The sequence below is a fragment of the Virgibacillus siamensis genome (genome assembly GCF_900162695.1).
Taxonomy (GTDB): domain Bacteria; phylum Bacillota; class Bacilli; order Bacillales; family Amphibacillaceae; genus Lentibacillus; species Lentibacillus siamensis_A.
In genome coordinates, this window is record NZ_FUIH01000007.1 from 457,694 (window position 1) to 482,086 (window position 24,393).

General features: G+C 40.3%; 21 protein-coding genes and 1 other annotated feature. Of the genes, 16 read left to right on the forward strand and 5 right to left on the reverse strand.

Annotated features, from left to right (window positions below):
* Positions 1 to 99 precede the first annotated feature (99 nt).
* The 6 genes from B1K71_RS05990 to B1K71_RS06015 all read left to right on the forward strand — a co-directional run bounded on the left by B1K71_RS05990 (position 100) and on the right by B1K71_RS06015 (position 5,271).
* A complete protein-coding gene (locus B1K71_RS05990) occupies positions 100 to 669 on the forward strand; it encodes a hypothetical protein (protein WP_077325073.1) in 570 nt (189 codons plus the stop codon).
* A gap of 75 nt (positions 670 to 744) precedes the next feature.
* Positions 745 to 1,710, forward strand: a complete 966-nt coding sequence (locus tag B1K71_RS05995; RefSeq protein WP_342742156.1) for a BMP family ABC transporter substrate-binding protein — start codon at positions 745 to 747, stop codon at positions 1,708 to 1,710.
* Positions 1,711 to 1,795: 85 nt separating this feature from the next.
* Positions 1,796 to 2,734 carry a beta-ketoacyl-ACP synthase III gene (locus tag B1K71_RS06000; RefSeq protein WP_077325074.1) on the forward strand — a complete coding sequence of 313 codons (939 nt, stop codon included), beginning with the start codon at positions 1,796 to 1,798 and terminating at the stop codon, positions 2,732 to 2,734.
* Positions 2,735 to 2,764: 30 nt separating this feature from the next.
* Positions 2,765 to 4,000 carry a beta-ketoacyl-ACP synthase II gene (gene fabF, locus B1K71_RS06005; RefSeq protein ID WP_077325076.1) on the forward strand — a complete coding sequence of 412 codons (1,236 nt, stop codon included), beginning with the start codon at positions 2,765 to 2,767 and terminating at the stop codon, positions 3,998 to 4,000.
* Between the two features lie 162 nt (positions 4,001 to 4,162).
* A complete protein-coding gene (locus B1K71_RS06010; protein ID WP_077325078.1) occupies positions 4,163 to 4,366 on the forward strand; it encodes a hypothetical protein in 204 nt (67 codons plus the stop codon).
* A 143-nt stretch (positions 4,367 to 4,509) separates the two neighbouring features.
* Positions 4,510 to 5,271 (forward strand): YjbA family protein, encoded by a 762-nt coding sequence (locus B1K71_RS06015; protein ID WP_077325080.1) that lies wholly within the window; start codon positions 4,510 to 4,512, stop codon positions 5,269 to 5,271.
* 809 nt (positions 5,272 to 6,080) lie between these two features.
* Here B1K71_RS06015 and trpS read toward each other — a convergent pair.
* From trpS to B1K71_RS06030, 3 genes are all read right to left on the reverse strand, one after another.
* On the reverse strand, positions 6,081 to 7,076 hold the full coding sequence (gene trpS, locus B1K71_RS06025; protein WP_077325084.1) for a tryptophan--tRNA ligase: 996 nt from the start codon (positions 7,074 to 7,076) through the stop codon (positions 6,081 to 6,083).
* A 64-nt stretch (positions 7,077 to 7,140) separates the two neighbouring features.
* Positions 7,141 to 7,316 (reverse strand) — a binding site (T-box leader).
* A gap of 177 nt (positions 7,317 to 7,493) precedes the next feature.
* Entirely contained in the window at positions 7,494 to 7,643 is a 150-nt protein-coding gene (locus tag B1K71_RS19835) for a hypothetical protein (RefSeq protein WP_175631844.1), read from the reverse strand.
* A 37-nt stretch (positions 7,644 to 7,680) separates the two neighbouring features.
* Positions 7,681 to 9,054: a sigma-54 interaction domain-containing protein gene (locus B1K71_RS06030; protein ID WP_077325086.1), complete on the reverse strand. Its 1,374-nt coding sequence runs from the start codon at positions 9,052 to 9,054 to the stop codon at positions 7,681 to 7,683.
* Between the two features lie 252 nt (positions 9,055 to 9,306).
* On the opposite strand from B1K71_RS06030, the gene pruA reads away from it, so the two are divergent.
* From pruA to B1K71_RS06065, 7 genes are all read left to right on the forward strand, one after another.
* Positions 9,307 to 10,857: an L-glutamate gamma-semialdehyde dehydrogenase gene (pruA, locus tag B1K71_RS06035; protein ID WP_077325088.1), complete on the forward strand. Its 1,551-nt coding sequence runs from the start codon at positions 9,307 to 9,309 to the stop codon at positions 10,855 to 10,857.
* A 142-nt stretch (positions 10,858 to 10,999) separates the two neighbouring features.
* Entirely contained in the window at positions 11,000 to 12,010 is a 1,011-nt protein-coding gene (locus B1K71_RS06040; RefSeq protein ID WP_077325091.1) for a proline dehydrogenase family protein, read from the forward strand.
* A 143-nt stretch (positions 12,011 to 12,153) separates the two neighbouring features.
* The gene (gene putP / locus B1K71_RS06045; protein ID WP_077325093.1) at positions 12,154 to 13,635 is read left to right on the forward strand and encodes a sodium/proline symporter PutP; all 1,482 of its coding nucleotides are present in this window, start codon (positions 12,154 to 12,156) and stop codon (positions 13,633 to 13,635) included.
* Between the two features lie 169 nt (positions 13,636 to 13,804).
* Entirely contained in the window at positions 13,805 to 16,144 is a 2,340-nt protein-coding gene (locus B1K71_RS06050) for a helix-turn-helix domain-containing protein (protein WP_077325095.1), read from the forward strand.
* 280 nt (positions 16,145 to 16,424) lie between these two features.
* Positions 16,425 to 17,828 carry an MFS transporter gene (locus B1K71_RS06055; RefSeq protein WP_077325097.1) on the forward strand — a complete coding sequence of 468 codons (1,404 nt, stop codon included), beginning with the start codon at positions 16,425 to 16,427 and terminating at the stop codon, positions 17,826 to 17,828.
* A gap of 60 nt (positions 17,829 to 17,888) precedes the next feature.
* On the forward strand, positions 17,889 to 19,076 hold the full coding sequence (locus tag B1K71_RS06060; protein ID WP_077325099.1) for an amidohydrolase: 1,188 nt from the start codon (positions 17,889 to 17,891) through the stop codon (positions 19,074 to 19,076).
* 258 nt (positions 19,077 to 19,334) lie between these two features.
* Positions 19,335 to 20,150 (forward strand): MBL fold metallo-hydrolase, encoded by an 816-nt coding sequence (locus B1K71_RS06065; RefSeq protein ID WP_077325101.1) that lies wholly within the window; start codon positions 19,335 to 19,337, stop codon positions 20,148 to 20,150.
* On the opposite strand, the gene B1K71_RS06070 is transcribed toward B1K71_RS06065, so the two are convergent.
* Entirely contained in the window at positions 20,147 to 20,761 is a 615-nt protein-coding gene (locus B1K71_RS06070) for a cupin domain-containing protein (protein ID WP_077325103.1), read from the reverse strand. The two genes, B1K71_RS06065 and B1K71_RS06070, sit on opposite strands and share 4 nt — an antisense overlap.
* Positions 20,762 to 20,998: 237 nt before the next feature.
* Here B1K71_RS06070 and B1K71_RS06075 point away from each other — a divergent pair, with 237 nt between their 5' ends.
* A complete protein-coding gene (locus B1K71_RS06075; RefSeq protein ID WP_077325106.1) occupies positions 20,999 to 22,570 on the forward strand; it encodes an FAD-dependent oxidoreductase in 1,572 nt (523 codons plus the stop codon).
* A 63-nt stretch (positions 22,571 to 22,633) separates the two neighbouring features.
* On the opposite strand, the gene B1K71_RS06080 is transcribed toward B1K71_RS06075, so the two are convergent.
* On the reverse strand, positions 22,634 to 22,870 hold the full coding sequence (locus B1K71_RS06080; RefSeq protein ID WP_077325108.1) for a cation transporter: 237 nt from the start codon (positions 22,868 to 22,870) through the stop codon (positions 22,634 to 22,636).
* 226 nt (positions 22,871 to 23,096) lie between these two features.
* On the opposite strand from B1K71_RS06080, the gene B1K71_RS06085 reads away from it, so the two are divergent.
* On the forward strand, positions 23,097 to 23,423 hold the full coding sequence (locus B1K71_RS06085; RefSeq protein ID WP_077325110.1) for an ArsR/SmtB family transcription factor: 327 nt from the start codon (positions 23,097 to 23,099) through the stop codon (positions 23,421 to 23,423).
* A 13-nt stretch (positions 23,424 to 23,436) separates the two neighbouring features.
* Positions 23,437 to 24,375, forward strand: coding sequence for a cation diffusion facilitator family transporter (locus B1K71_RS06090; protein ID WP_077325112.1), 939 nt, complete (start codon positions 23,437 to 23,439; stop codon positions 24,373 to 24,375).
* Positions 24,376 to 24,393 lie beyond the last annotated feature (18 nt).

Here is a 24,393-nt window from a genome sequence, read left to right on the forward strand (position 1 = left end):
ATTTTCATAAACATTCCTAATATAGTTTATCAAATTGCGGAATAAATTAAAAGCTTTTCTTGCAGGAACCAAAACAACTTGACAAAGGGGGCGATCTGGATGTTTTTCGTGGAAAATTGTTTTTACTGGATTGGTTTTCATCTGGTGGATTACTTACTGAATCAGGGCTATGCCGTAACTGGTGATGATCACATTGATACGGAAGGAAAGGAACATTTATCAATGTTGATTGGCCGCAACGAAAATTTCGTTCATTTGAAAGAACCGAGAAATGCTGCTGACTATGACATATGTTTTACCCCGAAAGAAAATACGCTGAAAATGTATAAAAACAGCACTTCAACCATAAAACTTCCTCTTCTTTTCGGCGAGTGGATGCCGATGGAAGCGGACGGAATGTATCACCGGGGGACGTTTATCCCGTTTGATTCCGACCGATTTCTACAAGAGGCTGTTTATATCGGAGACTTTTTGAATACGATTCAGCAGTGCATTGATGCAACCAGGCTGCCGCGGTTTTTAAATGTGAATGCCGGACAACAAAAAAGTTCAGCGGATATAAAACTTGAAGATTCCGTCTTTATCCGAAACAATAGACCTATTATGAGTCGTTTGAAGGCAGTACAAAGTCACTATAAAAGATTCGGTGAATTTTACCAGTGTCATTAAATATATTGCTGAATTGCATTTACGAATGTGGTGTAAATGGATATGATGAAAGAAGATTATGGAATTTGGATAGGAGTGCGCATTTTGAAAAAGATTTTCATCGTATTACTGGCTGTTTCAGGAATTACCATCTTATTATATGGTTGTACAAGCAATGGTGGCGATCTGCAAAAGGTCGGAATGCTGGTTGAGAATTCTGTCCATGATAATGCTTGGTCGAAACAAGGCTATAAAGGTCTGCTTAACATTAATAAGGAATTTGATGTTGAAGTGTTTTACAAAGAAAACATTAAGACAAAGCAGCAGGTGATTGAAGCGGTCGATGAGCTTGCCAAAGATGGCGTTAACCTGATTTTTGGACATAGTAATACATATGGAAAATACTTCGTGGAACTTGCGCCTTCATATCCGGAAATTCATTTTGTTTATTTTAACGGGGGACAGTTTGGGGAAGATGTTACATCATTGAATTTCAATTCGCATGCCATGGGTTTTTTTGCCGGAATGGTAGCGGGGAAAATGACGGAAACCGGCCACGTGGGAGTGATTGGTGCATTTGAATGGCAGCCTGAGATTGAAGGGTTTTATGAAGGAGTCAAATACCAAAATCCCGAGGTTGATGTGACGATTCAATACGTCAACAGCTGGAATGACCCAAAAGCTGCAATGAAACACTATCAAAAAATGCGTAAAAATGGAGCAGATGTTTTTTACCCAACTGGTGATTTGTTTAGTGTGAAAGTGCTAAAAAAGGTCAGTTCGGATGGTTTGTATGGTATTGGATATGTCACGGATCAATCTTATATCGATAACCGGGCAATTTTGACAAGTACAGTTCAGCACGTTTCCAAATTATATGTGCGATCCGCTGAAAAATTTAATGAAGGAAAACTGCGTGGTGGAGTTTTGACGTACGATTTTCAGGATGAGGTGATTTCCCTAAGTAAATTCAGCCCGGTTGTACCGGAAGATTTTCAGGAAAAAATGAACGACGAAATTGAACAGTACAAAGAATCGGCGCTACTGCCGAATGAGCGGTAGCATTTGCAGAATGCCGGATTTTGCATTATTATTAGTACCAAGTCATAATAATTGATATTAACTTCTATTATAAGGGGATGGAAATATGGACGCAGGTTTGCTTGGAACCGGGCATTATGTTCCTGAAAAAGTTTTGACAAATAAAGATTTGGAAAATATGGTCGATACGAATGATGAATGGATCCGGACCAGAACTGGCATCGAGGAACGGAGAATTGCAAGTGACGATGTGGATTCATCGGATATGGCTTTTTTTGCGGCTCAAAATGCGCTTGAACAGGCAGATGTGAAGGCGGAGGATATCGATTTAATTCTGGTGGCAACAGTAACACCTGACACACCGTTTCCATCGGTATCATGCATGATCCAGGACCGGCTTGGTGCGAAAAAGGCTGCTGCAATGGATATCAGTGCAGCATGTTCCGGATTTATGTATGGTCTTATAACGGCAAAACAATTTATCGATACAAATGCCTATAAACATATTTTGGTAGTAGGTGTAGAAAAACTATCCAAAATTACGGATTGGTCAGACCGGAACACGTGTGTCCTGTTCGGAGATGGTGCAGGAGCAGCTGTTGTCGGACCGGTATCGGATGGAAAAGGAATTCTTTCATTCGAGCTTGGTGCAGACGGTGCAGGCGGGAAAGAACTGTACCAGGATAAAGATGACCATTTGCAGATGAACGGTCGGGAAGTTTTTAAATTTGCTGTGCGGCAAATGCCGGAATCATCAGTTAATGTCATTGAAAAGCTAGGTTGTAACAAAGAAGATGTCGATTACCTGATACCACATCAGGCAAATATCCGCATTATGGAAGCGGCCCGTGAACGCCTGGGGATTTCCCAGGAAAAGATGGCAACGTCTATTAAAAAATACGGAAATAATTCATCAGCTTCCATCCCAATTGCTTTATCAGAGGCAGTCAGAGATGGTAAAATAAAAGATAACGATTTAGTCGTGATGGTAGGTTTCGGCGGAGGCTTGACCTGGGGTGCTGTTGCGCTCCGCTGGGGAAAATAACCAGTATATATCTCATAGGAGGAGTATCAAATGGCAGAAAGAAGAGTTGTAGTAACGGGACTCGGTGCTGTATCCCCCGTTGGTAATGATGTGCAGACAATGTGGGATAATGTTGTTGCAGGGAATACCGGAATAGATTTTGTTACAAAAGTGGATAAGGAGCAATTTCCAGCAAAAGCTGCTGCAGAAGTGAAGGATTTTGACCCGACTGCCTATATTGACAAGAAGGATGTCCGGAAAATGGATCCTTTTACACAATATGCGGTAGCGGCGGCAAAAATGGCAGTTGATGATGCGAAACTGGAAATCACTGATGAAATTGCCAATCGTGTCGGTGTCTGGGTAGGTTCAGGCATCGGCGGTATGAAAACCTGGGAAGAGCAGCATACGAAGTTCCTGGAAAAGGGACCACGTCGTGTCAGTCCGTTTTTTGTACCGATGATGATTCCGGACATGGCTGCTGGCCAAGTATCGATCCAACTTGGTGCAAAAGGGATCAATTCATGTACAACAACAGCGTGTGCATCAGGCGCAAGCTCAATCGGAGATGCATTTAAGGCAATCCGGCGAGGTCAGGTCGACTATATGATTGCCGGTGGTGCGGAGGCGCCGATTTCCAACATGGCTTTTGCCGGCTTCTGTTCCGCTAAAGCATTGTCCGTAAACGAGGACCCAAAAAAAGCAAGCCGTCCTTTTGATAAGAATCGCGACGGTTTTGTGATGGGGGAAGGTTCCGGCATTCTGATTCTGGAAACAATCGAATCGGCCGAAGCACGCGGGGCGCATATTTACGCCGAGATCATCGGTTACGGAGCAACAGGTGATGCATATCATATTACTGCACCTGCCGAAAATGGCGAAGGTGCTGCTCGTGCGATGCAGCAGGCTATTGATGATGCGGATATACCGGTAACAGATGTTGATTATTTGAATGCGCACGGAACAAGTACCCAACTCAATGAAAAATTTGAGACAATGGCAATTAAAACTGTATTCGGTGATTATGCCAGGGAATTAGCGGTATCCTCCACCAAAGGTGTTACCGGTCATTTACTGGGAGCAGCAGGTGGAATCGAATCGGTTATTTCTGTTAAATCAATTGAAAATGGCATGATTCCGCCAACAATCAATTATGAAACACCAGATCCGGATTGTGATCTGGATTATGTACCGAATGAATCAAGAAAACAGGACGTCAATATTGTTATGAGCAACTCGCTCGGCTTTGGCGGCCATAATGTTGCTTTATTATTTAAAAAATATTAAGTTGAACGTATTGTTTTTTTAGAAGGCTGATCGCTTGGCGGTCAGTCTTTTTGTTTGTAAAGAAACGCTCGGAATGAGTAAGCCAATCTATCCCCAGTCATGATTGTACAACTGAAACATATACTTAAATAAACAGGATTGTACAAGCTATGGTGGTGGTGAATGGGGATGCTGTTTCTTTTTTTACTTGGATTTGGACTGGCTGTAGCGGGTGGGGTAACGACAATTGCATATATGAATTTTTTGCCCGCGGGGATATCCTGGTATGAATTTTTTATTTTTATACAAAACCGGCCGGAATGCTATTTCTTGCCGGCAGGTTTCATCATGATGGCAATTGCATTGTATCGATATCCAAACACGTAAACTTTTGATCAATCGAATATTTTTTCTGATGATGGTCATAATGTATTTTAAATGAAGTCTTAATAAGGCGTTCGCCTGATAAGGTTTTGCCCGGCGTTAAAATGCTGGCAGTAACATTTAAAGTGCAAAAGTGAGGGTTGTATATGTTGTATTTACACGATGTTTGGGTGAACTGGTTTGAAGGTGAAGAAAACGGCTACAGTGTATGTTATTTTCATGAATGGAGGCGCGAAGATCAGATTGAATTACTTGATCAGGTGCCATTACTCTACATATCGAATGTTCTTTACAACTACATTGAAAATGACATGCAAGATTTGCCGGAAAGTATGCTGAATATGATTTACAAACGTGCTTATTCCCGAAAAGGGCAGGATCGCGATGTGCTTGAATATGCATGTGTTGTAACAGATGGGAATGACATCATTGCCATTGATACCGTCGGCTACAGAATTCCAATCCGCAAAAGCAGATTGATACCGAGGCAGGAGCAGCTTGTCTTTGACATGATTAAAACGACCCAGCCGGAGACATTCACGTTTGATGAAAAAATGGCAAAAAAAGAATACCACATGTTATCCATGGAACCTGAACTTGTCCATGGGCTGACACGACGCGAGCGACAGTTAAAACAGCTGCTGATGATTGCTTTGGATCAGCTTCGCACCGCCAATAATCTGGAAGAATTACGTTATTGGCTCACCGAATGGGATCCGAAACAGTATCCTTTTATCCGGTATATGAATGAGGAAACCGTTTGGCAAACACTTTATGAAGGTGTCAGGCAAAGCTGGAGTGCCGGACACGAAGAGCTCTGTCAGAAGCTGATCAGAGGGCAGCCATTCCTCGAAAAGATGTGGGAAGTTGAGCAAGCTCCGGAGAAAAATAAATCCAAACAGCAATAAATAGGGAAGAGAGCAATCCTGGATGGGGTTGCTCTTTTTGTGTATTGCAGGGAATGGGAGTTGAAGCAGGGGTAATATCGATAGAACAGCGGGTATATCGGCAGAAGCGTAATTATATCGATAGAACAGCAGGTATATCGACAGGAAAAGCCAATGGAAGCAAGAGGCAGGGACAAAACAAAGCGTGTAATTCAAAAAACGAACAATCAGGGAATTAGGGTAGGAAATATACGGAAACTCCTGCAAAAAAAGGCGAGGAAGCTAAAAAACTTGACGATCATCTTTTACGGATTGAGCGGGGTAAAATAATATCTGAATAGGTAGCTTTCTTCGGTGGGGATGCCGTTTGTTCAGCGCGTTCCGGCATTTCTTCAGCGGCATTCGGGCTTTTGTTCAGCGGCTCGCGCAATTTGTTCGGCGCATTCCGGCTATTGTTCAGCGGCCCGGGCAGTTTGTTCAGCGCGTTCCGGCATTTCTTCGGCGGGGGTGCCGCTTTGTTCAGCGCGTTCAAAAAAAGCCTAGGTGAGACCCCGCAGTGCGACGAGCATTACTTCCACCGAATATGCTTCGAGTTGCGAAGAGTACTGCTTCATTGAAACACTTGCAATACGACGAGCACCCAAGCATGAGGAGGCGCATCAGTCGCCCGCGGTAAAGAAGACACTGCGAAAGCTTGCTTGAGCAGTGTCACTTATGCTGGCAGTGAAAGCGAAGTATATTTCCGGAGCGGCTTTACGCCCCATTTTCTGATTCGTATGTTCGGCTTTTTCTTTGAATATAATACACTTTTGTCCCAGTCTCTTACCAATTTATTTCTTTTTCGGAACCCGTCCAAGTCCCATTGCTTTTTTCGCTTTGCGCAACATTTTGTTGGCCTCGTATGATGCTTTATCAGCACCCTGATCCAAAATATCATCCAGTTTGTCAGAGTCAATCAGCTCGTTATAACGTTTTTGGATTGGCTCAAGAACATTCAAAACCGCATCAGCGACATCCTGTTTGAAATCGCCGTAACCCTTACCTTCATAGGCAGATTCGATAGTTGCAACAGATTGACCGGTACAGGCTGATAAAATTGTAATCAGGTTGGAGACTCCGGGTTTGTTTTCTTTATCAAATTTCACAATGCCTTCCGAATCCGTCACAGCACTTTTTATTTTTTTGATAATTTTTTTCGGTTCATCCAGCATCGAAATATAGCCTTTTTCATTATCATCCGATTTACTCATTTTCTTGTTTGGATCCTGAAGCGACATGATCCGTGCACCGGATTTTGGAATACTGATTTCCGGTACTGTGAAAATATCATTGTATTTGTTATTAAACCGCTGGGCAAGATTTCTTGTCAGTTCCAAATGCTGTTTCTGATCATCGCCAACCGGCACGATATCTGTTTTGTACAGCAAAATATCTGCAGCCATCAATGGTGGATAGGTTAGCAGTGACGAGGAAACAGCTTCTTTGCCATCCGCTTTGTCTTTAAATTGGGTCATTCGCTCCAGCTCGCCAATATAACTAATGCATTGCATCATCCAACCCAACTGTGTATGTGCAGGGACTTCCGATTGAATGAACAATGTAGCTTTATCCGGATCAATCCCTGAAGCAATGTACAATGCAGCAAGCGACCGGATATTATGCCTTAATTTCAGCCGATCCTGAGGAACAGTTACGGCATGTTCATCCACAATGCAGTAGTAACAGTTATTTTCATTCTGCAATGGAATAAAATGCTGCATCGCACCTAAATAGTTTCCAAGTGTCAATGTTCCGCTTGGTTGAATTCCTGAGAAAATCGTCTTCATTTCTTCACACTCCATTTCTTTTTAAGGAAAAATGGACAATAAAAAAGTCCATTGATCCCTGTTCAAAAGGGACGAATGAACCGCGGTGCCACCCTTATTACCCTGCATTATGCAGAATCACTTAAAAAGATAAACAGCTCCAAAGCCCAATTCCAATATACCTTGGTACTTGTTTTCACCAGCCACAAGCTCTCTGAAATCCAGTGGGTCATTGTACTTTAACTTTCTCATCGCTACTATACAAATATATAATTAATTATATATGATTTTTTAATCATAAAGCAAGAGGTTTCATTTATGCTTTTAGACATCGGGAAAAGAAAGACCATCGCTCTGACCAGCGATAGTCTGTGTCTAACCACTAAGCAGGGGATTTTCCCCTTGCTTTCTCCATATTATACGTTGATTATAACGGATTTATATAATAAAAACAAGAAAGGCGGATTCGATTATGGAAACATGGATTGTTGCATCGTCAGTGTTAGCCATCATTATTTCACTCGTTTCCATGGTTCTTACCTTGAAAAATAGATGCATTAATTCGCCTATAACAGCGATGTTTTTCATTACAATCCATCTCCATTCACAAAAATACAGAAAAGCATCATACCTCAATTCCATATTTCCTTAGCTTGCTGTATAGGGTAACCCGCGAGATGCCAAGTTTCCTTGCTGTATCTGCTTTATTTCCATTACTTTGAATTAATGTTTCTCTGATCAGCTGTTTTTCGATATTCTCCTTTTCGGCCGGCAGGGTAGAACTTTGATCCGGCTTAGGACTTTTATCAGTTTCTTTCACATTTGGAAATAAGCTTTGTAAATCCTGCTTTTCAATGATTGGTTTTTCGGAAAGAATAATAAGTCTCTCCATCATATTGCGCAGTTCCCTGACATTTCCAGGCCAGTCATACCGTAGAAGCAATTGAACTGCTTCATCGACAAGTTTGGGAGAAGGAACTTGGTATTTTACTGCAAACTGTTTCAGGAAAAGGCCGGCAAGTTCAGGGATGTCATCTGTTCTTTCCCGTAGCGAAGGCATTGTCAGTTCGATTACATTTAGACGGTAAAATAAATCTGTCCGGAATTGTTTGTTTTCCATTAGATTCGCAAGGTTTTGATTGGTTGCTGCAATAAAGCGGACATCAACCTTTCTGCCTTTGGAGTCACCAATCCGGTAAATGGTATTTTCCTGCAACACGCGAAGCAGTTTTACTTGCATCTCGAGCGGAAGTTCCCCGACTTCATCCAAAAATAATGTACCCCCATCGGCCATTTCAATTTTTCCTGCTTTTCCATTCTTTTCTGCTCCTGAAAATGTACCACCTTCATATCCAAATAATTCACTTTCAAACAATGCCTCGGGGATAGCACCACAGTTAACAGGGATGAAGGGGCCATCCTTACGCAAACTGGCTTCATGAATCGCTCTGGCACATACCTCTTTCCCTGTTCCACTTTCACCGAGAATCAATGTTGTTGCCTCCGTATTTGCAGCTTTTTGGGCAATTTGTATGGTGTCTTGTAAAGACTGACTATTACCGGCAAGGTTTGAAAATGGGGAGCTTGGTTCATTGGCATAGATCTGTTGCTTTAATTCATTTAGTTCTGCTGAGGTTGTTTCCAGATTATCATTCAGTTTTACAATTTGTGTAATGTCTCTTTCCACGGATACAGCACCAATTAATTTATCCCCGTTAAAAATCGGTGAAGCATTGATGACTACATGCTTGTCTTCCCTTGGGCGATGATAGATGTTATTTACCGCCTCTTTTGTTTCCAATACGTCGAGCACCATCAAATCTTCTTTATGGAAAAAATCAGTTATTCTGTTATTTCTTATTTCGGACTGTGTGATGTTATATGTCTGAACCGCAGCATCATTCCAGTAAAGCACCATCTTTTGATTATTAATGATGGTTATCGCATCATCTTCTGCTTTTAAGACAGCATTTAAATAGTGCAACAGATCGGCTGACATGAATTTCACCTTCTTATTCTCTTATAATGTAAAGTAATTGTACAACAGGTTTACACATATGTAAATCTATTGTACAGCAATGGGACCATTTTGTTAAATTATTTTCACAAAAAATAAAAAAATGCAACCCCATTCTGCAAACGTTTTCAGAGCGGGCGGACAGTACAAAAGAATAGTTGGCATGTTTTTTGCTATATGGTTATAGAGGGGAGAAGTTTTTCCTTACAGTAAATATTTTAGGAGGTTTTAATTTTGGTACTACCTTTCAAACACGAACCATTTATAGACTTTACAGATGAAGCAAATAGCAATGATTTTAAGGCTGCACTTAACCAAGTTCACGGGGAATTAGGCAAGGAATATCCTTTGGTTATCAATGGCGAGAAAATATATACCGATGATAAGCTTTCATCTTATAATCCTTCCGATAAGGAGCAATTGGTAGGGAAAGTATCCAAAGCTACAAAAGAGCATGTTGATCAGGCAATGGATGCGGCGCTTGAAGCATTTAAAACATGGCGCACATGGACTGCAACAGAGCGAGCAGATATTTTATATAAAGCTGCAGCGATTGTACGTCGCCGCAAACATGAATTTTCTGCATGGCTCGTATATGATGCAGGAAAGCCTTGGAATCAGGCGGATGCAGATATCGCAGAGGGAATTGACTTCATGGAATATTATGCACGCAAAATGGTTGAATTGGAAAAAGGGAAGGAAATAAACGACCGTCCAAATGAACAGAATACGTATTTCTATCAGGCGATGGGACCGGGCGTTACTATTCCGCCGTGGAACTTTGCATTTGCAATTGTTGCTGGTACTACCGTTGCACCAATTGTGGCAGGAAACCCTGTACTGCTAAAGCCATCTGAAAACACACCGGTTATCGCGTATAAATTGGTAGAAGTTCTGGAGGAAGCTGGCCTGCCAACAGGGGTACTCAGTTTTGTTCCCGGTGATCCTGCCGAAATTGGAGATTATCTGGTTGATCATAAAGATACGCACTTTATTAATTTTACCGGTTCCCGTGCAACCGGAACACGAATCATGGAACGTGCAGCAAAAGTCCAGGAAGGTCAGAATTTCCTTAAACGTGTCGTTGCGGAAATGGGTGGTAAAGATACAATCATCGTTGATAAAGATGCAGATCTCGACTTGGCAGCTGATTCCATTGTAAACTCTGCATTCGGTTTTTCCGGTCAAAAATGCTCTGCATGTTCAAGAGCAGTAATTCATAAAGATGTTTATGATGAAGTACTTGAAAAATCAATCGCATTGACAAAAGAACTGATTACGGTTGGGAATCCTGCAGAACAAAATGTTTATATGGGTGCTGTTGTCAATCAAAAACAATTTAATAAAATAAAAGAATATATCGAGATTGGAAAAAATGAAGGACAGCTTGCTTATGGCGGGGAAACAGATGATTCTAAAGGGTTTTTTGTCCATCCGACCATCTTCAAAGATATCGATCCAAAAGCACGAATTATGCAGGAGGAAATCTTTGGGCCGGTTGTTGCATTTGCGAAGGCTGCGAATTTTGATGAATTATTGGAAATTGCCAATAACACCGAATATGGTCTTACTGGTGCAGTGATTTCCAATAATCGTGAACATTTGAACAGAGCACGATATGATTTCCATGTCGGTAACTTGTACTTTAACCGAGGATGTACCGCTGCAATTGTCGGCTACCATCCATTTGGAGGATTTAAAATGTCCGGTACAGATTCAAAGGCTGGCGGACCGGATTATTTGCAACATTTCGTTGAAGCTAAAATGGTTTCAGAAACCTATTAATCAATGTTTGGCTGAGGTTAGTTTAAAACTGCCTCAGCCGCATAATATGCTTCGTTTTCAGAATTATTAAACTGCCGCTGTGAATGTGTTTTACATGTCAATTGATAAATTGAATGGGCACATATATGAAAGGAGCTGTATGATGGCTAATCTAACACGAGATTTTTTCATCGGTTTATCAAATAATAAATTATTAAATGCAAATGCGAAAAAATGGGGTTTTCGATTAGGAGCGGAAAAATTTGTTGCCGGCACAAGTATTGAAAGTGTTACAGAAGTGGTAAAAGGATTGAACCGTAATGGCATAAGTGCAACACTTGATAACCTGGGTGAGTTTGTTTCCGATAAATCAGAAGCAGCTATGGCGAAAGATGAGGTTATTCGGCTTCTGGAAAGAATTCAGAAAGAAAGTTTGGATTGTCATCTTTCAGTAAAGTTAACAAAGCTTGGCCTGGATATCGATCGGGAATTCTGTATTGAAAACATGCTGGAGATTTTGAACAAGGCATCAGAATACAACATCTTCATCAACATCGATATGGAAAAATATATCCATTATGAAAAAACACTTGATATCTTACATGAACTGCGAAAAACATACAGCAATGTCGGTACAGTTATTCAGTCCTATCTTCATCGTGCAAAGGAAGATCTGGAACAGCTAAGTGAGGTAAGAATACGTTTGGTTAAAGGCGCTTATAAAGAAAGTGAAGATGTCGCATACCAGTCCAAAGAAGATATTGACCGCAATTTTATTGAAATGGCGAAAAAGCGCTTACTTGGGAACGCATTTACCTCCATTGCAACACATGATCATAATATTATCAATGAACTGAAAGGGTTTATTCAGGAACATGGGATAAACAAAGATAACTTTGAATTTCAGATGTTGTATGGTTTCCGCACAGAGATGCATTATGGGTTGAATGAGGAAGGTTATAATTTCTGCACGTACATTCCTTTTGGTAATGACTGGTTTGGGTATTTCATGCGCAGACTGGCAGAGCGGCCCCAAAATATAAAACTCGTTCTGAAAGATGTCCTTTATACAAAAGACAATAAACTAAAAAAAGCACCAATCGCAGCGGTGACAATTATCGCTTCAGCAATTGCACTTTTGGGTGTGTGGAATAAAAGGACTGACAGGGGATAGAAAGTGAAAACAGAAACTATTTCTTTTCACATCATGTCCCATAATATATGAAAAGATATTAGAATTTTCACAAGTTACCATTTGTAAGACTGGCAGTTGTTAGATAAGGAAAAAGTAAATGACTTTTACAAAGGGGAGTAATTATGTCAGAAAATATTTATCAGCTAATAGCCATTATTATTTATTTAGTCGCAATGTTGGTAATTGGATGGTACGCGTACAAGCGTACCAGTAATTTATCGGATTATATGCTTGGCGGCCGTTCACTTGGTCCTGCAGTTACGGCGTTAAGTGCCGGGGCATCGGATATGTCAGGGTGGCTGTTGATGGGGCTTCCTGGTGCGATTTATGTGTCAGGGCTTGTGGAAGTCTGGATGGCTATCGGGTTAACAGTTGGTGCTTACCTGAACTGGATTTTTGTTGCACCACGGCTTCGGGCGTACACACAAGTTTCCAATGATTCAATTACAATCCCAAGCTTTTTGGATAATCGTTTAAAGGACAATTCAAGAATATTACGTATTATTTCCGGTATTATCATTTTACTATATTTTACGTTCTATGTTTCTTCCGGAATGGTAGCCGGTGGTGTGTTTTTCCAGAGCTCTTTCGGACTTGATTATCATACCGGTTTGATTATCTGTTCTTCAGTTGTTATAGCATATACACTTTTCGGAGGATTTCTTGCAGTTAGTTATACGGACTTTGTACAAGGCCTGATTATGTTCGCGGCACTTATTCTGGTACCGTTAGTCGGTATATTCATCACAGGAGGGCCATCTGAAACATTTGAATCGATACGTCAGGTTGATCCGGATTTACTTAGTATTTTTGCCACTGCAACAGCCGCGGGTGTTATTTCCAATGTAGCATGGGGACTTGGCTATTTCGGTCAACCTCATATTATCGTGCGTTTCATGGCCATTAAGTCAGTTAAAGAGACAAAATCAGCGAGACGCATCGGGATTGGCTGGATGGCTCTGAGTCTTATTGGAGCAACATTTACTGCTTTAGTTGGAATTGCCTATTTCCAGCAGAATCCAAATGCTTCGCTTACAGATCCTGAAGCAATCTTTATTGATTTAGGTCAGGTTGTTTTCCATCCGTTTATTGCGGGGATATTGCTTGCAGCAGTATTGGCAGCAATTATGAGTACAATATCTTCGCAATTGCTTGTCACTTCTTCCGCGTTGGTTGAAGATATTTATAAGGATTTATTCAATGCAAAGGCTACTGAACAAAGATATGTTACATTAGGACGTATCGCGGTATTGGCTGTCTCCATTGTTGCCATGATCTTCGCCTGGCAGCAAAATGATACAATCCTTGGATTAGTTGCATTTGCCTGGGCAGGATTTGGAGCATCATTTGGTCCGATTATTTTATTATCCATTTATTGGAGAAAAATTACCGGAATTGGTGCGCTTGCCGGGATGATTGTTGGTGCCGTAACAGTTTTTGTTTGGGGCAGCTCAGATCTTTCGGGGGTATTGTATGAGATTGTTCCCGGTTTCGTATTGAACTTGCTTGTCACAGTAGTTGTCAGCTTGATGACGTATAAAGAAAATGCCGAAGTGGAACGTGAATTTGATGAAACACTTCAAATCATTGAAGAAGAAAAATGATCAAATGAATAGCTGTACTCATTTAAAAGTCAGTCCGACATGGGCTGACTTTTTCAATATTCATCTTGGAAACATAAGGTCTGCTAAAATTCAAAAATCCATTCATATGTTATATACTAAAGACGCAAAAGCTTGATAACAAATTTTTTACTGAAAAAGAGGAATCAGCATGGCGGATCTAAATGACTTTTCGATAAGTTTGCAGGAAATCAAATCACTGTCCCCAAGGGTTAATCAGGGGATTCAATTAATAATGGTAATTAGTGGAGAATTGACTGTTGAAATGAATAGCCGCTATTATGCGCTGGAAGAGAAAGACTTATTAGTTATTAATCGAAATCAATTGTATCAAATAAAGGGAAGTAACCATAATCGGGTGTTGATTGTCACGATTACGGATCAGTATATGAGTCAGCATTATGATGCCTATTCCAACAATCGATTTGAATGTTACTCGAGGGAAGTCGATATGGGGCGTGAAAAACACGTTCATACACTTCAAAAATTACTAGCCGAGACATTGATATCCTACTACCGAAAAGATGAGAGCTATAAAATCGCAATTCAGTCGTATATAAGTAATATTTTGCTTATTTTAATCCGGCGATTTAAACACAAAGCAAGCAGCTTGCAAAGAATCAACACAAGCGATCAGCGTTTAGCACAAATCATTCATTTCATGGAAGAGAATTATAGCCAGCCGATTACACTTAAAAGCATAGCGGAAAAGTTCTATTTGTCTGCAGGATATTTGTCCCGTTATTTTAAACAAATGACCGACATCGGATTTTATCGGTTTTTAACGAAAATTCGATTGGAACATGCTGTCAAAGATTTACTTTATACATCACAGCCGATCGGACAAATTGCAATGAAAAACGGATTTCCGAATGCTAAGTCTTTTGCAAAAGTATTCAAGGAGGATTATCAGGTCACACCGAATACTTATCGGGAAAACCACCAGAAGGATAAAAAAGATTTTGTGAAAATATACGATCCTATCGATGCTTCTCAAACGATACAATCACGTGATATTATCAGGAATTTGCAAACAGTTCTCGAAGGTGATACCGCAGAATCCTTTAACAGCATGGAGTGGCGTTTAGAGGAAATAACGATTGATGTATCACAGGTTCCCGAACAGAGAATAGTTCGTCCCGAGCACAACCTGTCTGTTGGGGAATTGCGGGAGGTTTTGAAGGAAGGCGTGCGATCACAGCTACTGATGGCAAAAAAGGACTTGGGTCTTTCATATGTTGGTATTCGCCGGCTGATTCACGGCTCTACCATTATCCCTCCAGTGGAAACAGATGAAATTATCGCGACGACCTCGCCTTATTATAATGCTGATTTTGCCTTGAACTTTTTGCAGTCACATGGACTTTCTTTGTTTGTTCGTGTTGATTATCAAGAAATATCCGAGGATGAACAGCACTATTTTACGGAACTTGATTTGTTTTTGAAACATTGTCTAAATGTATATGGGAAATCATTTATGGAATCATGGTATTTCATGTTTTATGAACCGTATGTAACAGCAGTAAACGAAAGGGCAATGCACCGGATTTACCGCAAGCTATACCAGACATTGAAAAATCGTGTTCCCTCTATAAATGTAGGGGTGTTTCTGCCTTTTTCATTTAAAGAAAAAAGGACAAGCAAGCATCACCAATGGATGATGGAAAAGGATGTGCCGATGGATTTCATCGGATATGAAGCCAATCAAAATGGGGTAATTGATTTTGAGGAACTTGGTGATGAACGTTTTGCCTTTGCAGGAGATTATATTAAGGAACGGACGTTACGATTAAAAGGATACTTAAGGAAACATTACAAAGAAAAACCACTTCATCTTGTAAGCTGGAACACGTTATCGGGAAACACCAGATATACAAATGGAACGTTTTTTCGCGGTGCATTAGTTTTTAAAAATGCACTGGAAATTGCCAATGAGGTAAAAACAATTGGTTTTTGGATTAACACGGAACAGCATGAAAAAAGCGGAAAGAATCGGGATATTCGCTTAGAAGGTATGGAATTATATCATTACTTCAGTGGAAAAAGGCCCGCATACTTCGCCATGCAATTTTTGGAACATCTGAACGGCGACGTTATTGCAGCAGGAGAAACTTATATCATGACGGAAAATGAGTCGGGTTATCAGCTTGTTTTGATGAATTGTAATAATGTGAATCCATACTATTCAACAGAAGAAACATTTTTGAAAAAGTTAAATAAGACTGCTTATGTTACAATTTCAAATCTCGACCCCGGTGATTATCAAATACGAAAACGTGTCTTTGACCAGGATAATGGTGCATTGTACAAGAAATGGTGGGATTTAAATAGTAAGTACGGAATGGATAAAGAAGTGATTGAGTATATTATTCAAACCAGTCAGCCATCATTGGAGTTGTTTGATGAGACCTTTGATGAAGAATGGTCCTTTTACTCTTATTTAACGCTTAATGCGATTCATTTTTTTGATATTCGCAGAGCGGTAAAATAACTGGTATAAATCAAGGGCATCTATGTGTTAATGCATGGGTGCTTTTTTTAATGTAAAAAAACAACGGTTTATTATTTACCTGATAAATGATAAATCAAAAAAAGGTGCTACTTAGTTCCGTGACAGGTCAACTATTAGCTTATTCGTTGTGATGTTTTTTCTTATAATAAAGATGTGATCACACAGGAATTTAAAAATATTGCATTGATTCCATTATTTATAAGCTGGTCAGGGGAGAAATACGAAAGGTTTCTCATAACTCACAACGAGGAGGATTAACATGGAAGCGGCAAATTATAAAGGTACAAATAAAATGATTACAGGTATTGTATTTGGTGTCATTACATTTTGGTTATTTGCTCAGGCAATGGTAAACATTGTGCCGGCAGTTCAGCAGGACTTAGGTGTTGATTTAGGTGTATTGAATATAGCAATCAGCTTGACTTCACTATTTTCCGGATTGTTTATCGTTGTTGCAGGTGGATTGGCAGATAGAATTGGCAGAAAGAAAATCACGTATATCGGTTTAATATTAAGTGTTATCGGTTCATTATTACTCGTAATGGCCCAAGGAGCTGCACTATTGATTATCGGAAGGGTTCTTCAGGGACTTTCTGCAGCAGCTGTTATGCCAGCGACAATCGCATTGATGAAGGCATATTTTGAAGGTGCGGAAAGACAAAGGGCACTTAGTTTTTGGTCCATCGGTTCATGGGGTGGATCAGGTATTACATCGTTTGCTGGCGGTGCTATTGCCACGTACATGGGATGGAAATGGATCTTCATTTTTTCCATTGTCTTCGCTCTGCTTGCCATGTGGCTTATAAAAGATGTACCTGAGAGTAAAGCCAAAACAACCGGTAAGTTTAAATTTGATTTTGGCGGATTGGGAATTTTTATTGTGACGATGCTTGCAATTAATATACTGATTACTCAGGGTTCAAACATGGGCTGGACAAGCCTTCTGACATTATTAACAGCAGCAGTGGCGGTTGTGGGAGTCTTTGCATTTATTAAATATGAAGGAAAAAGAAGCAGTGCTTTAATTGATTTCAAGTTGTTTAAAAATAAAGCATATACAGGAGCAACCATTTCTAATTTCTTATTGAACGCTGTTGCAGGTACATTGATTGTAGCAAATACGTACGTACAGGTAGGGCGTGGCTTTAGCGCATTTCAGTCTGGTTTGCTTTCCATTGGCTATCTTGTTGCTGTCCTTGCTATGATACGTGTAGGAGAAAAATTGATGCAAAAGACCGGCGAGAAAAAACCAATATGGGGATCAACAATTACTTTAATAGGTGTAGCATTGATGGGATTAACATTTCTTCCTGATATACTTTATACAGTATTTGTCTTTGTCGGATTCATTTTATTCGGTTTAGGACTTGGCATGTATGCAACACCGTCAACGGATACAGCTGTTTCCGCAGCACCGGATGATAAAGTTGGGGAAGCTTCGGGTATATATAAAATGGCAAGTTCTTTAGGAAATGCATTTGGTATCGCAATTTCTGCAACGGTATACAGCACGGTTGCAATGGTAAGTACAGTTCATATATCTGCAACAGCCGGAATTGTTACCAATGTCATTTTTGCCGCCCTTTCCTTAATCTCGATTCTTGTACTTGTTCCAGGTAAAGTCGCTGGTAAGAAAACAACAAAAGCCGAACAAACAGCGTAATCTTATGGTAAGGCATTTGACCATGCATTATCGGACCAAAATCGAAAGGAGTCTTACTTTATGAAAAACGAATTGATGAAAATGCTGGAAGAACGTAAAGACGAAATGATTGAAATTCGCCGTTATTTACATGAACATCCTGAACTATCCTTTAAGGAAGAAAAAACAGCAGCATATATTGCTGATTTTTACAAAGGAAAAGATGTTGAAATAGAAACGAACGTTGGAAACGGACATGGAATCATTGTAACGATTAAAGGCGGTTTACCGGGTAAAACGTTAGGACTTCGTGCCGATTTTGATGCACTGCCAATCATGGAAGAGGCAGATGTTCCGTTTAAATCAAGCAATGAAGGTGTAATGCATGCGTGCGGACATGATGCCCATACAGCATATTTGTTAATTTTGGCCGACTGCCTGATTCAATTAAAAGATAACATCAAAGGAACCATTAAAATTATTCATCAACACGCAGAGGAACAGCCTCCAGGCGGTGCGAAAAGTATTGTGGATTCAGGTAAACTTGATGAGTTGGAAGCTATTTTTGGTATTCATATCTTACCGATGGCACCTGCAGGGACAGTCGGCTACCATAGTGGTTATTCTTTTAATGGCCGAACTTATTTTAAATTGCGGATACAAGGTGTTGGTGGGCATGGATCATCCCCTCACAGAGCAAATGACGCGATTGTTGCAGGTTCCTATTTTGTAACGGCGGTACAGACGATTGTCAGTCGCCGTGTGAATCCAATGAATTCGGGAGTTGTAACAATTGGTTCTTTTGACGGAAAGGGAAGTTTTAACGTTATTAAGGATAGTATTGAAATTGAGGGGGATATTCGTTATTCCGATGATGAAACGCAAAAGGTTATTGACAAAGAGTTTCATCGGATTGTGAATGGATTGGAAGAATTATTTGGTGTAACGTGCGAACTAACTTATACATCAGACTATCCGCCATTATATAACGATCCTGAATTGACGACACTTGTCGCAAATACGCTAAACAATATTCAGGATCAAGACATTAAAGAAGTAAAGGAATTTCCTAAATTGTCACCATCTGATGACTTTGCTTACTATCTGGAAAAAATTCCTGGCTCTTATTTCTATATTGGCTGCACTCCAAAAGGTGTCAAAGATCCTTACTTTAACCACCATCCAAAGTTTGATATTGACGAGGATGCGATTCTGGTTGCGGCTAAATCTGTGGGACATGTTGCTTGCAGGTATTTAGACATTGAATAGAATGAGTCATCGTTTAGTTTGAAAAAATCCAAAATACCTTACCTGAATGAGGCTGGGACAAAAGTGTTTTATTGTAAAATATGAACAACTATTGGAACATGGCGCGAATAATCGCTCCGGAAATATACTACGCTAAGTTTCCTATTGTTCGTTTTTTGAATTACACTTTTCTGATATGTCCCAGCTTTTTTCTGCGGTTAGATATAACAAATGAACAACGATTCATTTTATAGTATAGTTGGTATGGGAGGGAAGGGTATGTTTTTAAAAACAAAGGTGTCAGTGGATGAAAAAAGTAATGTACGGTTCATTAACGGACATGTTTCATTCCAAAAGGTAATAATGAATGTTTATTGTTTTGAAGTGGATGGAGTACTGATTGATACCGGTGGGCATACATTACTGAAAAAGTTTCAACCTTTCTTTGCACAAATGGATGTGGATCAGATAATGATTACGCATTTTCATGAAGACCATACAGGCGGTGCGGCATATTTACAAAAAGAATACGGATTACCTGTGTATATGAATGCATTAACTATCGATGCATGCGCAAAAAAAGCAGCTTATCCGTTATACAGACAGTTATTTTGGGGAAGGCGCCGGCCATTCCAGGCACAATCGATCGATGATACTTTTACATCCAGGAATGCAGCCTGGGATGTCATTGAGACACCGGGACATGCAAAGGACCACTTGGCATTTTTAAACCGGGAAACAGGACAACTTTTTTCCGGGGATTTGTATGTCACTCCCAAAACAAAAGTTATCCTGCGTGAAGAAGATATTCCCACAATTATTCATTCGATCGAACGAATGCTGACGTACGATTTTGGCGAACTATTCTGCTGCCATGCAGGGTATGTGAGGGATGGTCACCAGGCATTGAAAAATAAGCTTCACAATTTAAAAGAACTGCGTGAAAAAATTCTTACACTCCACAAACAGGGTTACAGTGACCGGGAAATTCAAGCAGAAGTTTTTAAGAAGAAATATCCAATAACACTTTTTTCGTTCGGTGAATGGGATTCGATTCATATTATCCGGTCTATTTTAAGTGAAGGTTATTACTAGTCGTCCAGATTGTGTGGAAAGCGCTGAAAGGTCATATTTTCATGTGCACTTCTGGCACCGGAAAATTGTCTGTCCCGTTCACAATTTCGCGGCGGGCCAATAACAACGGTGTCATGAATAGGCTGCAAGGCATCTTTTATCTCTGATTCATTCAGACAGTACATATATGCTAATTGCTCAGCCGGCAAAAGACGAAGAAGATCGGAAAACCAAACTGTTTGCAGTTCAGGGGTGTCATGCACAGCAAGCAGATGTGTGTCATCTTCAGTTGCTTTAGCATCATGCAGCCAGCCCTGCGGAAAACATACAACCTGACCAGAACCGAGTGAAAACTGTTTCCGTTCTTTTGTAAATGGATTAACCAGTGAAGCGGTTATTGCCCCTGTAATACAATATAAAACTTCGGTAGCATTTGGATGGTAATGGTACTCAACGACATTACCGGAACTTAAATAGACATCCAGTAAAAAACTATTCCCGATGGTCTTTAATTGCTGAATTCCAAGTGCATTAATATAATTTTCCGGGTTTTTTTCAAATATCGTATTGTTACTTAGATCGTACGTATACTGCACATTTGGAGATGTAAAGTCAATATTGGAAACTGCCATTTATTTGTCACCTCATAGAAAAGAATTCTTACATCGATAACTTATGCATTCAGCCTATAAGTGGTGAAATGCCCTTTTAATTGGAGGATATTGAAGCGAAAATTCAGGACTGCAGGATTCATATTTCGGAATTCTGTTTTTTTATGTCATTTCCCAAGTCAATTGGTAACGAATATTCCCGCTTTTAATGGAAAACCTAGACACATTACAACAAATCGAATGGAGGATTATCAAAAAATGCCTCAAAAAGATAATGGGAAGTTACCTGCAAAAACTGTATCATTTTGGCGGGATTCAGTTGATTTTCATGAATTTCCTGCTTTGGAAGAGAATATACAAGTTGATGTTTGCATTGTTGGTGGCGGAATAACGGGGATTACTGCCGCCTATTTACTGGCGGATGAAGGGCTGGAAGTTGCCGTTCTGGAAGCAAATCAACTGTTAAACGGTACAACTGGACATACAACCGCAAAAATAACCGCACAGCATGGACTGATTTATGACGAACTGATAACTAATCTCGGGAAAAGCAAGGCGAAATTATATTACGAAGCGAATATGCATGCATTGCGGTTCGTTAAGGAAACGGTGAAAAAGTTAAAAATCGACTGTGATTTCAGTGATCAGGATGCGTATATGTATGCGACATCTGAAGAATATGCGGACAAAATCAATAAGGAAATGAAGGCTTATAAAAAGCTGGGCATTGATGGGGGTAATGCTGAAACGATTCCATTGGATGTCAGCATCAAAAATGCTGTTGTCATGCATAATCAGGCACAATTTCATCCGCTTAAATACTTAACACATCTAACTCAGGTTATGAAAGAAAAAGGTGTGCAAATCTACGAAAATACAACGGCAGTAAATGTGGAGACCGGTGAACACCCTGCAGTCTTGACACGGAATGATTGCCGGGTTACAGCGAAACATGTGCTTGCATGTTCACATTTTCCATTTTATGAAGGACTCGGTTTTTATTCCACACGAATGTATGCAGACCGCTCCTACATTGTGGCAGCCAAACCAAAAAAAGATTTTCCGGGCGGTATGTATATTAGTGCCGGCAAGCCAACACGTTCGATGCGTTCGGTGACGATCAACGGGGAAGAAATGATACTTGTAGTTGGGGAAAGTCATAAAACAGGTCAGGGAAAGGATACAATGAAACACTATCAGGCGCTGGAAGACTTTGGCGAGCACGTATTTGGATTGAAGGACATTCCTTACAGGTGGTCAGCGCAGGATTTAACAACATTGGATAAAGTACCGTACATTGGTGAAATAACAACCGGACAGCCAAACATCCTGATTGCAACGGGATACAGGAAATGGGGTATGTCAAACGGAACCGCAGCAGCATTGTTACTCCGTGATATAGTTTTGGATAAAAAGAATCCTTTTCGGGATTTGTTTACGCCATCAAGATTTTATGCAACACCAAGCATAAAGAATTTCCTGGTTCAAAATGCTGATGTCGCGGAACATTTAATAAAAGGAAAACTGGAAACCTCGGACGCTGATCCCGATACATTGGGTAATGATGAAGCAGCTGTTATCAGTATTGATGGTGACAGAAAAGGAGCATATAGAGACCAGGATGGGGAATTGCATATTGTTGATACAACCTGTACACATGTCGGATGTGAAGTGGAATGGAACAGCGGGGACCGAAGCTGGGATTGTCCATGTCACGGTTCCAGGTTTTCCTATACAGGTGAGGTAATTGAAGGACCCGCGGAAAAACCGCTGCCGAAGCATGATCACACCATGCTGGAGAACCTTACATCGGAAGAGTCCGGTTATTAATCCTAAAGGAGATGTAATTAAGAACAAGGCAACCCCTTCACAATAGATTGCCTTGTTGAGATGTTATTTCATTTTAATTCCATCTTGAACAATGCTCGCTTTAAACCCCATTTTTTCAACACGATCAATGATTTCCGTAATGGCTGTTGTATGCTGATCATATGATACACAGCCATTTTCGCGTTCCCAACTGACATTAATTTGGGATACACCGTCCATTTTCAGAACAGCTCTTTCGACTTTTGCAGGGCAATTCGGGCAATGCATCCCTTTAATATCCAAGTAAACAACACGATTCATGTTTCTACTTCACCACCTTTATTTTTTTCGCAGCTTACTTAATCTTACTGTTATGAAAGATGAATTATGAAAAGACTTGATCAGTGATGGTGAAAATTATGGTAATTTGATTTGACTTCGTTTTCCTTTGTTTGTAAAATATGAACATATACTAATATATTCACATATGAATATTGAACTGCGGTATAATACCATTCGAATGGAATAAAAATGCGGGGGAATGATAATGGCTGGGCAAAATGAAACGCATGATATGAAAAATAAGGATTTGGATGAAGAGACATTATTTGTTGTCTCACAGACGTTCAAGGCACTTGGCGATCCAACCAGAATCCGTATTTTGCATTTGCTGTTTCAAAATGAATACTCGGTAAATGGAATTGCCGAAGCATTGCACTTGAGACAGTCAACGGTTTCACATCAACTCCGGTTTTTGAAAAACCTGCGTCTTGTAAAATATCGCAGGGAAGGAACAACGTTATATTATTCGCATGATGATGAACATGTTATCAATATTTTGAAGCAAACGATTGATCACGCACTGCACAGTTGATGGGGGGTTGACAATGGGACACGATCACGGTCACGATCATACACATGGCGCTAATAAAAAAGCGCTCATGATCAGTTTTATTATTATAACCATCTATATGATTATCGAAGCGGCTGGCGGTTTTATAACAAATAGTCTGGCGCTATTGTCTGATGCAGGTCATATGTTAAGTGACTCTGTCTCTCTTGGCGTCGGACTGGTTGCCTTTGCTATGGGCGAGAAAGTGGCTAATTACAGTAAAACATACGGGTATAAGCGTTTTGAAATATTGGCAGCGTTTTTCAATGGTGTGACGTTGATAGTTATTGCATTATACATTTTCTATGAAGCATTTCAGCGGTTTACCAGTCCATCTGAAGTAGCTTCGACCGGCATGCTGATTATCGCCTGCATTGGGTTGGCCGTTAATATTGTGGTGGCATGGATTTTAATGCGCGGTGATACGGATGAAAATTTAAACCTCCGTGCAGCATTTTTGCATGTTCTTGGTGATCTGCTTGGTTCAGTCGGGGCCATCGTTGCGGCACTTCTCATTATGTTTTTTGGATGGGGATGGGCTGATCCGCTGGCCAGTGTGATAGTGGCAGCACTTGTATTTGTCAGTGGATGGCGTGTAACGAAAGATGCGGTTCATGTGCTGATGGAAGGAACACCGAAAAATGTAGACCTTGACGATGTCATTCGCACGATTGAAAGTGTTGGTGGTATTGAGAGTATTCACGATCTGCACGTTTGGACGATAACCAGCGGACAAAACGCGTTGTCTTGTCATGCGGTGGTTGACGGGAAACTTAATATTGAGGAAAGCCAGAAACTGCTTCAAATCATCGAGGGAAATCTGCAGGAAAATGGAATCGGTCACGTAACCATTCAAATGGAAAATGAGCAGCATCCGCACGGTGAGTCTTTGATGTGCCAGCATGATCAGGATCAAGCTGCACATGAACATTAATTGTATTCATTTTAATAG

Excerpts from the sequence above, each read along its gene's own strand:
- B1K71_RS05990 (WP_077325073.1), top strand. The coding sequence starts at position 100 with ATGTTTTTCGTGGAAAATTGTTTTTACTGGATTGGTTTTCATCTGGTG.
- B1K71_RS06000 (WP_077325074.1), top strand. The coding sequence starts at position 1,796 with ATGGACGCAGGTTTGCTTGGAACCGGGCATTATGTTCCTGAAAAAGTT.
- fabF (WP_077325076.1), top strand. The coding sequence starts at position 2,765 with ATGGCAGAAAGAAGAGTTGTAGTAACGGGACTCGGTGCTGTATCCCCC.
- B1K71_RS06010 (WP_077325078.1), top strand. The coding sequence starts at position 4,163 with ATGGGGATGCTGTTTCTTTTTTTACTTGGATTTGGACTGGCTGTAGCG.
- B1K71_RS06015 (WP_077325080.1), top strand. The coding sequence starts at position 4,510 with ATGTTGTATTTACACGATGTTTGGGTGAACTGGTTTGAAGGTGAAGAA.
- trpS (WP_077325084.1), bottom strand. The coding sequence starts at position 7,076 with ATGAAGACGATTTTCTCAGGAATTCAACCAAGCGGAACATTGACACTT.
- B1K71_RS19835 (WP_175631844.1), bottom strand. The coding sequence starts at position 7,643 with ATGAAAAACATCGCTGTTATAGGCGAATTAATGCATCTATTTTTCAAG.
- B1K71_RS06030 (WP_077325086.1), bottom strand. The coding sequence starts at position 9,054 with ATGTCAGCCGATCTGTTGCACTATTTAAATGCTGTCTTAAAAGCAGAA.
- B1K71_RS06040 (WP_077325091.1), top strand. The coding sequence starts at position 11,000 with ATGGCTAATCTAACACGAGATTTTTTCATCGGTTTATCAAATAATAAA.
- putP (WP_077325093.1), top strand. The coding sequence starts at position 12,154 with ATGTCAGAAAATATTTATCAGCTAATAGCCATTATTATTTATTTAGTC.
- B1K71_RS06050 (WP_077325095.1), top strand. The coding sequence starts at position 13,805 with ATGGCGGATCTAAATGACTTTTCGATAAGTTTGCAGGAAATCAAATCA.
- B1K71_RS06055 (WP_077325097.1), top strand. The coding sequence starts at position 16,425 with ATGGAAGCGGCAAATTATAAAGGTACAAATAAAATGATTACAGGTATT.
- B1K71_RS06060 (WP_077325099.1), top strand. The coding sequence starts at position 17,889 with ATGAAAAACGAATTGATGAAAATGCTGGAAGAACGTAAAGACGAAATG.
- B1K71_RS06065 (WP_077325101.1), top strand. The coding sequence starts at position 19,335 with ATGTTTTTAAAAACAAAGGTGTCAGTGGATGAAAAAAGTAATGTACGG.
- B1K71_RS06070 (WP_077325103.1), bottom strand. The coding sequence starts at position 20,761 with ATGGCAGTTTCCAATATTGACTTTACATCTCCAAATGTGCAGTATACG.
- B1K71_RS06075 (WP_077325106.1), top strand. The coding sequence starts at position 20,999 with ATGCCTCAAAAAGATAATGGGAAGTTACCTGCAAAAACTGTATCATTT.
- B1K71_RS06080 (WP_077325108.1), bottom strand. The coding sequence starts at position 22,870 with ATGAATCGTGTTGTTTACTTGGATATTAAAGGGATGCATTGCCCGAAT.
- B1K71_RS06085 (WP_077325110.1), top strand. The coding sequence starts at position 23,097 with ATGGCTGGGCAAAATGAAACGCATGATATGAAAAATAAGGATTTGGAT.
- B1K71_RS06090 (WP_077325112.1), top strand. The coding sequence starts at position 23,437 with ATGGGACACGATCACGGTCACGATCATACACATGGCGCTAATAAAAAA.